We start from the raw sequence: 12,888 nt of genomic DNA, 5'->3' as shown, positions 1-12,888 counted from the left end.
GTCCGTCACCAGCCCGAGGCGGTGTGGACGACGGCCCCGGTGTCCGGACGGCCCCAGGCCAGCTCGCGCAGCAGGCCGAGGGTGCCCTCCTCCGGGTCGATCAGCGCGATGCCGCGGCGGGCGTAGTCCCGCATCAGCTCGGGGGTCACCATGCCGTCGTGTTCGCCGGTCGGGGCCCACGGTCCCCAGTGGACGGTCACCGCGCGTCCGGCGGGCCACCGGCGGCCGAGCGTTTCGAGGGCGTCGTTGGCGGCGGCGTAGTCGGACTGGCCGCGGTTGCCGAGCGCCGCGGCGATGCTGCCGAAGAGCACCACGAACGCGGGCTCGTCGGGGAGGTCGGCGGTGGCTTCGAGGAGGGTGCGGGCGCCGTCGACCTTGGTGCCGTACACGCGCTCGAACGACTCCGGCGTCTTCTCGGCGACGAGCTTGTCCTCGATCACGCCGGCCGCGTAGACGATGCCGTCGAGGCGGCCGTGCTCGGCGTGGATCTCCTTGACCGCGCGGTGCACGGCTTCGGCGTCGAGGATGTCGACCGACTGGTAGCGCGCCGGGCTGCCCAGGGCTTCCAGCTGGGCCAGCGTCCGCCGGACCTCGCGTTCGCCCTGGATCCGGCGGACGGTCCGTTCGATCTCGGCGGGGCTCTTCAGTCCGTTTTCGATGAGCGCGGCGCGGAGGCCGTTGGCCGTTGTGGCCTGCGGGTATTCGTCCTGGCCGGCGGGCACCGGGGTCCGGCCGAGGAGTTCGATCCGGCAGCCGGCGGCCGCGGCCAGGATCGCGGCGAACCGGGCGGTGATGCCCTTGGCGCCGCCGACGAGCAGGACGACCGAGTCCCGGTCCAGCCCGATCGCGGCGGCTTCGGCGGCTCCGTCGCCCGCGGGTCCGGCGCCGCTGCTGCCGAGCGGGCCGAGGTCCTGCTCCGTCATCCGGAAGCCGGTGCGGTTGCCGCCTTTGCGTACGACGACCGGTTCCCGGTCTACTGTGGACAGTTCTTGGACGAGCGCCCTTGCTTGGGCTTCGGGCGCTTCGTCCGGTGGCAGTTCGACCACGCGGGTGAGCGTGTCCGGGTATTCGCGGGCGAGGCTGCGGTGGAAGCCGCGCAGGCCTTCGCCGGGGCCGGCGGTCAGCAGCCATCTCGGCTTGGTGGCGAGGGCGGCCTGGTACTGCGGGAAGGCGGACGGCAGCGCGGTCCCCGGCAGGAACAGGACACCGTCGAACCCGGCGCGCACCTCGTCGGCGACCTCGGCGGTGGCGCCCAGCGTGGTGAGCTGGGCCCGGACGGCCTCGGCGAGCGGGCCGTGGCCGAGGAGCAGGAACTTCCGCCCGGCAACCTCGGGAGCCCCCGCCGGTGCCAGCTCGGTCTCGGCCATGATCAGCCGTCTCGGCGCAACAATGAGCGGCGCAGGCTCACCCGGTCCAGAGCGCCCCAATGTGGCCTTCGGTGCGTCAGACGCACCCCCCAAGGCGGCCTTGGGGCGCTCGCTGTCGATGAGGTCGGCGATCGCCGCCGCCGTGCGGGCCTTGGCCAGTTCCTCGATGTCGCCGCCGGTGTTGAAGTTCAGGCGGGACGCCAGTTCCCCGGCGATCTCGGCGCGCTTGATCGAATCCACACTCAGGTCAGCCTCAAGATCGAGGTCGGGCTCGATCATCTCCACCGGATACCCCGTCCGCTCCCCGATCACCGCCACCACGGTCTCCAGCACCGAAGCCGCCGCGGGGTCCGGGGCGCCGATCAGCTCCGCGATCGCGGCCGCTGTCCGGGCCTTGGCGAACTCCTTTACGTCACCACCCGCGAGCCCCAGCCGGGACGCCAGCTCGCCCGCGATCTCCGCGCGCTTGATCGAGTCCACGCTCAAGTCGGCTTCCAGATCGAGGTCGGGCTCGATCATCTCGACCGGATACCCCGTCCGCTCCCCGATCACCGCCACCACGGTCTCCAGCACCGACGCCGCGCCGGACGGCGCGACCGGCACCACCACCGGCGGCTCGACGACCGGGACCGTGATCGGCGCAGAGACCGGCAACGGCGCTTCCGTGCCGAGGAAGCCGAGGAGCACGTCCCGCTGGGCCGCGATCATCTCGCGGCTCGTGCGCAGGAAGTCCGCGACCATCGCCTCCGAGGTGGCGGGCGCCGCGGCCACCACGCCGAGCGAAATCCGCTCCGCCGGACGCAGCGCACCCGCCGGGATCGTGCCGTCCGCCGCGCGGAGCAGGTGGCCGTCGACCGTCCACCCGGGACGCTTCGGCCGCGGCACCACGAACGTGTCCACCGCGTCACGGCCGCGGAACAGCCAGGCCGTCTCGACCGGCACACCGGCCACCGCCAGCTGCGCCAGCGCGCCGAGGAAGCCCGGCAGGCCGCGGCGGCCCGGCTGTTCGAACCCGACCGTCCGGTGCGGCCGGTCGCCGAGGATGGCGGCGACCTGCCTGCCCAGCACGGTCCCGGGCCCGGCCTCGACGAACACCCGCGCCCCGGCCGCGTACATCGCCTCGACCTGCTCGACGAACCGGACCGGCGCGCCCAGCTGGGCGGCCAGCTCATCGCGGATCGCGTCCGGCGAAGCCGGGTAGGGCGCGGCTGTCCGGTTGCCGTAGACCGGCACCGCGGGGCGCACGACACCGATCGCGTCCAGCGCCGCGCCGAACGCCTCCCCCGCGGACGCCACCAGCGGGCTGTGGAACGCGCACGCGACCTGGATCCGCTTCGCGCCCAGCCCGGCGTCCCGCAGCTGCCCGACCGCCGCCTCGACGTCGGCCGTGGGCCCGGAGATCACCGTCTGCCGGGGCGAGTTGTGGTTGGCCAGGACGACCGGCGAGGCGCCGAGCACCGCCTGCACCTCGGCGGCCGACGCCGACACCGCGGCCATCGCGCCCGGGTCGCCGTCCGGGACCGCGTCGAGGATCGCCGCCGCCCGGACGTGGCTCGCGTGCACCAGCCCTTCCGGCGTGAGGGCGCCCGCCGCGGCGAGCGCCGCCAGCTCGCCGTAGCTGTGGCCGCCCAGCATCGCGGGCCGCACGCCGGCGCGGGTCAGCAGCCGGAACGCGGCGAGCCCGGCCATCCCGAGCGCGGGCTGGGCGACGCGCGTGTCGGTGACCCGCGCCAGGGCCTCCTGCCGCGCCGTCTCCCCGAACACCGCCGGGCCGAAGACGGTCTCGGTCGTCGCCGGGTCGAGCCGCAGGTAACGCTGCAGGTCGGGGAAGGCGACGAACAGTTCGGCGAACATGCCCGGCCGCTGGCTGCCCTGGCCGGGGAACAGCACCGCGACCTCGCCCGCCACCGCGTCGTCCGCGCGGAACACGCCGGGCGCGTCGTGCCCGGCCAGCGCCTGCCGCAGCAGTCCGGCCAGTTCGTCCACGGTGGACGCGACGACGGCGAGCCGCGCCGGGCGACCCTGCGCCCGCCGCGCGGCCGCCAGCGCCAGGTCCCGCAGCCGCCACGGCTCCCGGCCCGCCGGGACGTCGGTGGCCAGGTCCAGCAGCTCCCGAGCCGCCGGTTCCGTCGCGAAGGTGAACAGTTCCGCGGGCCACTCGTCCGCGGCCTGCGCGGGCGGGACGCCGTCGTGCGCGCCGAGCACCACGTGGAAGTTGGTGCCGCCGAAGCCGAACGCGCTGACCCCGGCGAACCGCTCGGCCGGCGGGGCGGTCCACGGCTGCGCGGCCGGCTGGAAGACGAACGGGCTGGTCGAGGGGTCCCACGCCGGGTTCGGCGCCGAAAGGTGCAGTGTCGGCGGTTTGACGCCGGTGTGCACGGAGAGGGCGGCCTTGATCAGCCCGGCCAGGCCGGCGGCGCACTTGGTGTGCCCGATCTGCGACTTGACCGAGCCGATCGTGCACGCGCCGGGCGCGGCCCCGGCCTCGGTGAACACCTTCGTCAGCGTGCCGAGCTCGGTCCGGTCGCCGACGACGGTGCCGGTGCCGTGCGCCTCGACCAGCCCGACGTGCGCGGGCGAGACACCGGCGTTGCGATACGCGCGGGTCAGCGCGGTGTACTGGCCTTCGGGCCGCGGCGCCGTCAACCCCAGCGCCCGGCCGTCCGAAGCCGCGCCGACGCCCTTGATCACGGCGTACACGCGGTCGCCGTCGCGTTCGGCGTCGGCCAGGCGCTTCAGGGCGATACACGCGACGCCTTCGCCGAGGGCGATGCCGTCGGCGGCGCTGTCGAACGTCGCCGACCGGCCGGTGGGCGAAAGGGCGTGTGCCGAGGCGAACAGGAGGTAGTCGTTGATGCCGTTGTGCAGGTCCGCGCCACCGCAGAGGACGAGGTCGCTGGTCCCGGCGGTCAGCTCCTTGCAAGCGACGTCGACCGCGGTCAGCGAAGACGCGCACGCGGCGTCGACGGTGTAATTGGCCCCGCCCAGGTCGAGCCGGTTGGCGATCCGCCCGGCGATGACGTTGGCCAGCACGCCCGGGAAGGAGTCCTCGGTGATCTTCGGCAGCCGTTCGTCCAGTTCGGACGGCAGCTCGCCGACGTACGACGGCAGCACCGAACGCAGCGTCATCGCGTTCGACAGGTCGCTGCCCGCCTCGGCGCCGAACACCACCGACGTCCGGGCGCGGTCGAACGCGCGGTCGACGTACCCCGCGTCGGCCAGCGCGCGGTGCGCGGCCTCCAGGGCCAGCAGCTGCACGGGCTCGATGCTGGCCAGCGACGACGGCGGGATGCCGTACTTCAGCGGGTCGAAACCGATCTCGGGCAGGAAACCGCCCCAGCGCGACGGCGTCCGCTCCCCCTGGCCGTCCGGGTCGTAGTACAGCGAGGTGTCCCAGCGCTGCGGCGGCACCTCGGTGACGGCGTCCGCGCCGGCCAGGACGTTCGCCCAGAACGCGGCCAGGTCGGGGGCCTGGGGGAACATGCAGGCCATGCCGACGATCGCGATGTCGAGCGGTTCGGGCGCAGGCGGTGCGGTCTTGGTGACGCCGAACTCGGCGGCCCGCGCCCGCAGGAAGGCGTTCGCTCCCTCGCCGACCGCGGTGTGCAGTGCGGCGATCGTGGTGACGGCCGAGCGCAGCACGGCGACCTCGCCCGCCATGAACATGCCTTCGGCGAGCTGCCGGTCTTCGGCGACGTCCCGCAGCTCGGCGCCGACGCGCTCGATGCCCTTGCTCGCCAGGCGCAGCCGCCCGACGTTGAGCGTTTCGAGCTGCTCCCAGGCGTCGCGGCTGGGCACGCCGCGCTCGGCGAGGTCCGCCTTGATCGCCGCGTACTCCTCGGTGAACGGGCTGCGCACGCACCGGGTGGCGTGGCCCGGCGCGGTTTCGAGCAGGTCGGTGTGCTCGGCTTCCAGGAGCCGGCGCTGGAACAGCGGGAGCACGGCGCCCGCGTCGACGGCCTCGCGGGTGAAGAGGTAGGCGGTGCCCATCAGCACGCCGATCGCCGCACCGCGCGCGGCCACCGGGGCGGCGAGGGCGGCCACCATCGCGGCCGAGCGTTCGTCGTGGATGCCGCCGGCGAACAGGAGCTGCAGGTCGGCGGCCGCGTCCGGGGTGGTGGCGAGGAAGTCGGCGAGCACGCCGAGCTGGGCTTCCCACAACGGGAAGCTGGTGCGCGGGCCGACGTGCCCGCCGCATTCGGAGCCTTCGAAGACGAACTTGCGGGCGCCCGCCTCGAGGAACTGCTTCAGCAGGCCCGGCGAGGGCACGTGGAGGAAGGTGGCGATGCCGGCGTCTTCCAGGGCCGCGGCCTGGGCCGGGCGGCCGCCGGCGATGATCGCGTGCGTCGGCCGCAGTTCGCGGATGACGGCCAGCTGCGCGGCCTTGACGTCGTCGGCGGCGAAGCCGAGGACACCGACGCCCCAGGGTGCGTCCCCGACGGCCGCGCGGGTTCGTTCCAGCACGTCGCGGGTCTGGTCGGGGCCGGAGAGGGCGAGCGCGATGAACGGCAGCGCCCCGCCCGAGGCGACCTCCGCCGCGAAGGCGGGCTGGTCGCTGACCCGGGTCATCGGGCCCTGCGCGACCGGCAGCGCCGTGCCGAGTGCGCGGCTGCCCGCGCTGCCCGGGCCCAGCACCGCGTCCGGCAGGCGCAGCGCCTCGCCGACGGCGTCGGCCAGGCCGCGCACCGCCGCCGTCACCGTGCCCCAGCGGTCGCGGAACCGGGTGGCGAGGAAGACGTCCTGGCCTGCCTCGACGGGTTCGATGCCCCGCCGGGCCAGGACGCGGACACCGTCGGCGACGGTCGTTTCCGAGCCGTCGAGCCCGGTGACGGCGGTGGTGAGCGCCGAGGGCAGTTCGGCTTCCGGCAGCAGCGCGAGCTGCGTGTCGACGACGACCCCGGCCGCGCCGCCCGCGACGGCGGCCGCGGCGGTGTGCGGTCCGATGCCGCCCGCCGCCCACACCGGGACGGCGAGGGTCTCGTCGGCGAGCAGGGCCTGCAGCAGCACGAACGTGCTCAGTTCCCCGACCCGGCCGCCGCATTCGTGGCCGCGGGCGATCAGGCCGTGGACACCGGCGGCGACGGCCCGGCGGGCCGCGGCGCGGGAGGTGACCTCGGCCAGCACGTGCCGCCCCGGGAAGTCCCCCGGTGTGCACCCGGCGTCCTCGGTCAGCAGCACGGTGGTCACGGCGTCGGGCAGGTCGGCCGGTCGCGCCACCCGGACGCCGAACGCCGGGACACCCCATTCGGCCAGCAGCGCGAGTTCTTCCGCGGCGGCGGCACCCCCGGCCGTCAGGTCGAGCACGCCGAGCCCGCCCCCGCGCGCCGCGGCGGCGACCCCGCGCGCCGACGGCCATCGCAGCGGCGACACGGCGACGACCAGCTCGGCCGGCACGGAGTCGTCTTTCGAGAGACGCATGGGAACTCCCGCTACGCACGAAAGGGTGATGGGTAACGGGGAGTACTTAAGCGGGTTCCTTCGGTGCCGTCAACAACCCACCGCGATTTCATAGCCGAGGTTCAGAAAATTCGGGATCGACCAGGCCGACGGCGCAAGAATTTAACGTCGCCGTCACGTTCTCGCCCTCGCGGGGGTGCCACCATTGCCCGGACCGGACGCGGCAGACCGGTTCCCCGGCGTGGTCCACCCGGCCCGCGGCGCCGCACGGCGCAAGCCATCCCGCCCGACGGACGCGGCCGCGTTGCCCGGGCCGGACCACGCCGACCGTCGGGTCCGCGGTTTCCCCGCGCCTCGCCGCGCTTATCCCGCCGGTAAAGCGGGTGTGCGGAGATGTTCGCTTCGATAACCCGAACACACCACTCTTCCCCGGTTGTTTTCGGTGATTTCGTGGTGCATTTCCGGAGCATCGGACGAATCGAGAGGAGAATACGCGGCAGCCCCGCGCAGAGCGCCGGTGGTCCACAGTGGAGTGGTCGCGCCCGCCGGATTTTCGGTGCTCACAAGACCACGAACGGGGGACATCGGCGGCCATGGCCACCCCGCCGGGGACGACCGGCAGTATTCGGGCAGCCACCAGCGGTACGCCGGCCGGCACGGGTGATCGAAATTTTCCGCCCGCGCGTTACAAGCTTTTCCTGAGAAGAAGCTGAAGACATTTCGCGTACTGCGGAGTAGCACTAGACAGTACGTCTAAGCTTGGACTGTTCGTCCAGGCGAGGAGGTAGGGGTGGAGTACTGGTACACCGACGAGCGGTCCAGGAGGCGCTACCCCGGTGACCCCCGGCGCTGGCGAGGCGACGACGGCGCTCCGCTGACCGTCGCTGCCCGGCCCGGCCTGCGCCCGGAAGACGTCGACACGGGTGTCCGCTCGCTCTGGCGGTACCGGGCCGCGCTGCCCGGCGACCTCCGCCCGGTGTCGCTCGGGGAAGGCTGCACCCCACTCGTCCCGCAGGTCTGGGGCGGCACCGACGTGCGGTTCAAGCTCGAATGGTTCAGCCCGACCGGCAGCTTCAAGGACCGCGGGTCCAGCGTCATGGTCTCCGCGCTGGCCGGTGCCGGCGTCCGCGAGCTCCTGGAGGACAGCTCCGGCAACGGCGGCTCGTCGGTGGCGGCCTACAGCACCGCGGCCGGGATCGCGGCGACCGTCCTGGCCCCGGAGGGGACCTCGCCGGCGAAGGTGCTGCAGACGCGCGCGTACGGCGCGGTCGTGGAGCTGGTGCCGGGCACCCGCGACGACACCGCCGCCGAAGCCGTCCGCCGCTCGGACCGCACGACCTACGCCAGCCACAACTGGCACCCGTTCTTCCTGCAGGGCACCAAGACCCTCGCCTACGAGCTGTGGGAGGACCTCGGCTTCCGGGCGCCGGACGCCGTCGTCACCGTGGCCGGCGCGGGCAGCATCGTGCTGGGCTGCGACCTCGGGTTCGGGGAGCTCCTCGAAGCCGGGTCGATCGCGAAGCGCCCGCGGCTGCTCGTCGCGCAGCCGCGGAACTGCTCCCCCGTTGACGCGGCTTTCCACGACCGGGAGCCGCCGCCGTTCGCCCCGACGGTCGCCGAGGGAACGGCGATCCGCCGTCCGGTGCGGCTGCCGGAGGTCGTCGCGGCGATCCGGCGCTCGGGTGGCGACACCGCCGCGATCGAGGAGGACGCCATCGCCGCGGCCGCCCGCCGCCTGGCGTCCCTCGGCCTCTACGCCGAGCCGACCAGCGCCACGGCCGCGGCGGCGATCGACGTCTTCCGCGCGCGGGGTGCCATCCGGCCCGGGGAGACCACGGTCGTCGTGCTCACCGGCTCGGGCCTGAAGGCGGCGGACAAGCTGCGGGAGCTGATCGGATGACCGAGGACGAGCTGCTGCTGCGCGAGGCGGAGAAGATCGCCCACGCCGTCGGCCGGATGTTCCCCGGACTGTGCGAGGTGGTGCTGCACGACCTGCGCGACCCGGCTCACGCGATCCGCGCGATCGAAGGCGGCCTGTCCGGCCGCGCGGTCGGCGACCCGGCCACCGAGCTGGGCCTCGCCCGGATCGCCGACGCGGACTTCCCGGACGTGCTGCAGAACTACCCGAACCGCTTCCCCGACGGCAGGCCGGCGAAGAGCACCTCGATCGGCCTCCGCAACAGCCGCGGCGAGTATGTCGCGGCATTGTGCCTCAACCTCGACGTGTCCCTCTTGGGCTCGGCGGCCCACGCCCTGACCCGGCTCGCGGCGACCGACGCACCGGCCCCGCTCACCGAGTCCCTGCGCGCCCGCACGGCCGACGAGCTGCGCGCGGTGGTCGAGGACTACGCCACCGAGCGCGGCCACACCCCGCGCAGCCTTCCGGCAGCGGCCAAGAAGGACCTGGTGCGCGCCCTGAAAGAGCGGGGCTTCCTGGAGCTGAAGAACGCGGTGCCGGCGCTGACCGACCTGCTCGGGATCTCGCGGGCCAGCGTTTACAACTACCTGCGCTGAGCCCGGGCCGACTCAGAAGATCGACCAGCCGGTCAGCGTCGTGAACCGGTCCAGCGCGGCCACACCGGCGACGGAGTTGCCGCGGGCGTCCAGTCCCGGGCTCCACACGCACACCGCGCACCGGCCCGGGACGATCGCCACGATGCCGCCGCCCACGCCGCTCTTGCCCGGCAGGCCCACGCGGTAGGCGAACTCCCCCGCCGCGTCGTACGTGCCGCACGTCAGCATCACCGCGTTGATCCGCTTCGCCGCGCTCAGCCCGAGCAGCCGCGAGCCGTCGTTGCGGACTCCGTGGCGGGCCAGGAACAACGCCGACCGGGCGACGTCGGCGCAGCTCATCGCGATCGAACACTGGCGGACGTACTGGTCCAGCACCGACGGCACCGGGTGACGCATGTTGCCGTAGGAGGCCATGAAGTAGGCGAGGGCGCGGTTGCGGTCGGCGTGCCCCGCCTCCGAGGCCGCCACCTCGAGGTCGACGGCGATCTCCTGGCGGCCGCTTTCCCGGCGGAGGAAGGCCAGCAGCGCGTCCGCCGCGTCGCCGTGGCGGGCGAGTTCGTCGGTCACCACCAGCGCGCCCGCGTTGATGAACGGGTTGCGCGGAATGCCGTCCTCGTGTTCGAGCTGGACCAGCGAATTGAACGGGTCACCCGACGGTTCGCGCCCGACCCGCGCCCACACGCCGTCGCTCCGCGAAAGGGCCAGCGCCAGTGTGAACACTTTGGACATGCTCTGCACGGAGAACGGCCGCTCCCAGTCGCCGACGCCGTGCACCGCACCGTCCACTTCGGCCACCGCCATGCCGAACCGCCCCGGTTCCACCCTGGCCAGCGCGGGAATGTAGTCCGCGACGGCGCCGCGGCCGATCTCCGGCGCGACGTCGTCGGCTATCCGGTCCAGCAGCGCCGCGAGATCCACGGGCCGAGCGTAGAAGGCGGTCCGATCCGGACCGCGGGCGCCCCCGGTCGAATCGGAAGCGGGCCGTTCCCGCCGTGATGTCCGGCACACCTTAAGTTTTCCTTAGCCCGCTTGGTGACCTCCCGCACACGGCTCTAGCGTCCGGTAACCATGGATTCCTCGCTGCTCACCGAAAAAGGTGAAAGCTACTCGAAAGCACTGGGCAACCGCCAAGTGCAGATGATCGCCATCGGCGGCGCGATCGGCGTCGGGCTGTTCCTCGGCGCCGGCGGCAAGCTCCACCAGGTCGGCCCGTCGCTGATCTTCTCCTACGCGATCTGCGGGCTCGCCGCCTACTTCGTGATGCGCGCGCTCGGCGAACTCGTCCTGCACGAGCCCAGCTCGGGCAGCTTTGTCACCTACGCGCGGAAGTTCATCGGGCCGTGGGCCGGCTTCGCCTCCGGCTGGATGTACTGGGTGAACTGGGCGATGACCGGGATCGCGGAGATCACCGCGGTCGCCATCTACGTGCACAAGTGGCTGCCGGAAGTGCCGCAGTGGATCACCGCGCTGATCGCGCTGGGTGTCCTGCTGGTGGTGAACCTGCTGTCGGTGAAGGTGTTCGGCGAGCTCGAGTTCTGGTTCTCGGTGGTCAAGGTGCTGGCCATCGTCGTGTTCCTGGTGGTCGGCGCGGGCCTGGTGCTGACGAGCGCGGACATCGGCGGCACCCCCGCCGGCGTGCACCACCTGACCGGCCACAGTGGACTCTTCCCCGCGGGCATCGGCATCGCGCTGATGACTCTGCAGGCGGTCATCTTCGCCTACTCGGCCATCGAGGTCGTTGGCATCGCGGCCGGCGAGACGAAGGACGCGCGCAAGGTGCTGCCGAAGGCGATCAACGGCGTCGTCTGGCGGATCGGCGTGTTCTACGTCGGCTCGGTGCTGCTGCTGGCGATGCTGCTGCCGTGGCCGTTCTACAGCGGCGACGAAAGCCCGTTCGTCACCGTGTTCAGCCGGCTCGGTATCCCGGGGATCGGCGACGTGATGAACGCGGTGGTGCTGACCGCGGCGCTGTCCAGCGTCAACTCCGGTCTCTATTCGACGGGCCGGATCCTGCGGTCGCTGGCCGAACAGGGCGAGGCGCCGTCGTTCGTCAGCCGGATGAGCCGGCGGCAGGTGCCCTACGGCGGGATCCTGTTCACGTCGGTCGCGTACGTGCTGGGCGTGGTGCTGAACTACCTCGTGCCGAAGGAGGCGTTCGACATCGCCATCGCGATCGCGTCGCTGGGCGTGATCAGCACTTGGGCCACGCTGATCTTCTGCCAGCTGCGGCTGCGCCAAGCCGCCCTGCGCGGCGAGCTGGAGCGCCCGTCGTACCGGATGCCGTGGGCGCCGTACAGCGGCTGGGCCACGCTCGGATTCCTGGCGCTGGTGGTGGTGCTGATGGGCTTCTCGGACGGCGCGGAGAAGATCGCGTTCTACTCGATCCCGGTGCTCGCGGTGGTTCTCGCGGTGGGCTGGCGCTTCGTGAAGCGCCGCGAACGCACCCCGGCCGCCTAGCACCCGGCCCCTCGATGCAGTGAATGACTCATTCCTGGCGTCCGACGCCAGGAATGAGTCATTCACTGCATGCGCGCCGAGGGTGGGCGGGCATACTCGACGCGTGTCCTCGAGCAGCACGGAACCCCGGCGGGTGACGATCCACGACGTCGCCCGCTCGGCCGGGGTCTCCCGGCAGACCGTCTCGCGCGCGCTGAACGACAAGGCCGAGATCGACGGCTCGACCAAGCAGCGCGTCCTCGACGCCGTCCGCGAACTCGGGTACCGCCCCAGCCGCTTCGCCCGCGGCCTGGTCCGGCCGGACACCACCACGATCGGCCTCGTCGTGCCGGACCTGCTCAACCCCTTCTTCACCGAGGTCGCGAAGGGGGCTCTGGAGGCGGCCCGCGCCCGCGGCTGGCACGTCGTCGTCCACGACACCGCCGACGACCCCGAGCAGGAACTGGCCACGCTGCGGGTGATCGGCACCCAGGTCGACGCGGTCACCGGCTACTTCGGCCGGTCCGACGAAGACCTCGACCGCCTCACCGCCGGCATCCCGGTCGTCCTGATCGACCGCGAACCACGCACGCCGCGGTTCAGCGGGGTGGTGATCGACGGCGAGGACGGCGTCCGCGAGGCCGTCGCCCACCTCGTCTCGCGCGGGCACCGGCGGATCGGCATGCTCGACGGGCAGCCCGCCCCGAGCGTCCGCCGCCGGTGGTTTCTGCGGGCCGCCGCCGAGTGCGGGGTACCCGTGCAGCCCGGCTGGATCGCCGCCGGCGCCCAGAGCGTCGACGGCGGCGGTGCCGCGCTGGCCACCCTGCTCGCTGCCCACCCCGACGTCACCGCCCTGTTCGCCTTCAACGACGTGATGGCCATCGGGGCGCTGCGGGAGGCCCGCCGGTTCGGCCTGCGTGTGCCCGCCGACCTCGCCGTGCTCGGGTTCGACGGGCTCACCCTCGGCACCCTGGTCGAGCCGGAGCTCTCCAGCGTCGCGATCGACACCCGGGCGGTCGGCGGGCTGGCCGTCGAGCAGGCGGCCCGGCTGGTCACCGGCGCGGCACCCCTCGAAGCCGCCGAACTGATCGTCCGCGCCCGCCTCCACCTGCGCGAATCCGCCTGATCCCTTGACACCCGGTCCCGCCGCGCAGCACACTGCGAGGCGGTCCGT

General features: G+C 73.2%; 7 protein-coding genes. 5 read left to right on the top strand and 2 right to left on the bottom strand.

What is annotated here, in order from left to right:
* Window positions 1–5: 5 nt before the first annotated feature.
* On the bottom strand, window positions 6–6,785 hold the full coding sequence (locus ACFPLC_RS36480) for an SDR family NAD(P)-dependent oxidoreductase (protein WP_378192640.1): 6,780 nt from the start codon (window positions 6,783–6,785) through the stop codon (window positions 6–8).
* Between the two features lie 496 nt (window positions 6,786–7,281).
* Here ACFPLC_RS36480 and ACFPLC_RS36475 point away from each other — a divergent pair, with 496 nt between their 5' ends.
* The 3 genes from ACFPLC_RS36475 (at window position 7,282) to ACFPLC_RS36465 (ending at window position 9,278) form a co-directional block, all read left to right on the top strand.
* A complete protein-coding gene (locus ACFPLC_RS36475; protein ID WP_378236055.1) occupies window positions 7,282–7,428 on the top strand; it encodes a hypothetical protein in 147 nt (48 codons plus the stop codon).
* A gap of 126 nt (window positions 7,429–7,554) precedes the next feature.
* Complete coding sequence (locus ACFPLC_RS36470) at window positions 7,555–8,664, top strand: threonine synthase (protein ID WP_378192638.1); 1,110 nt, start codon at window positions 7,555–7,557, stop codon at window positions 8,662–8,664.
* Window positions 8,661–9,278 (top strand): helix-turn-helix transcriptional regulator, encoded by a 618-nt coding sequence (locus ACFPLC_RS36465; protein ID WP_378192636.1) that lies wholly within the window; start codon window positions 8,661–8,663, stop codon window positions 9,276–9,278. The genes ACFPLC_RS36470 and ACFPLC_RS36465 overlap by 4 nt, the downstream gene beginning before the upstream one ends.
* 12 nt (window positions 9,279–9,290) lie before the next feature.
* On the opposite strand, the gene ACFPLC_RS36460 is transcribed toward ACFPLC_RS36465, so the two are convergent.
* On the bottom strand, window positions 9,291–10,196 hold the full coding sequence (locus ACFPLC_RS36460) for a glutaminase (RefSeq protein WP_378192634.1): 906 nt from the start codon (window positions 10,194–10,196) through the stop codon (window positions 9,291–9,293).
* Window positions 10,197–10,346: 150 nt separating this feature from the next.
* Between ACFPLC_RS36460 and ACFPLC_RS36455 the strand changes: the two genes are divergently transcribed.
* The gene (locus ACFPLC_RS36455; protein ID WP_378192632.1) at window positions 10,347–11,735 is read left to right on the top strand and encodes an amino acid permease; all 1,389 of its coding nucleotides are present in this window, start codon (window positions 10,347–10,349) and stop codon (window positions 11,733–11,735) included.
* A gap of 103 nt (window positions 11,736–11,838) precedes the next feature.
* Window positions 11,839–12,840 (top strand): LacI family DNA-binding transcriptional regulator, encoded by a 1,002-nt coding sequence (locus ACFPLC_RS36450; RefSeq protein ID WP_378192630.1) that lies wholly within the window; start codon window positions 11,839–11,841, stop codon window positions 12,838–12,840.
* Window positions 12,841–12,888: the final 48 nt, after the last annotated feature.

Origin of the sequence: Amycolatopsis plumensis (genome assembly GCF_042652605.1) — a bacterium.
In the GTDB taxonomy this organism is placed as follows: Bacteria; Actinomycetota; Actinomycetes; order Mycobacteriales; family Pseudonocardiaceae; genus Amycolatopsis; species Amycolatopsis plumensis.
Note: the sequence above shows the minus strand (reverse complement) of the source record. Positions and strands in the feature narration are given on the sequence as shown.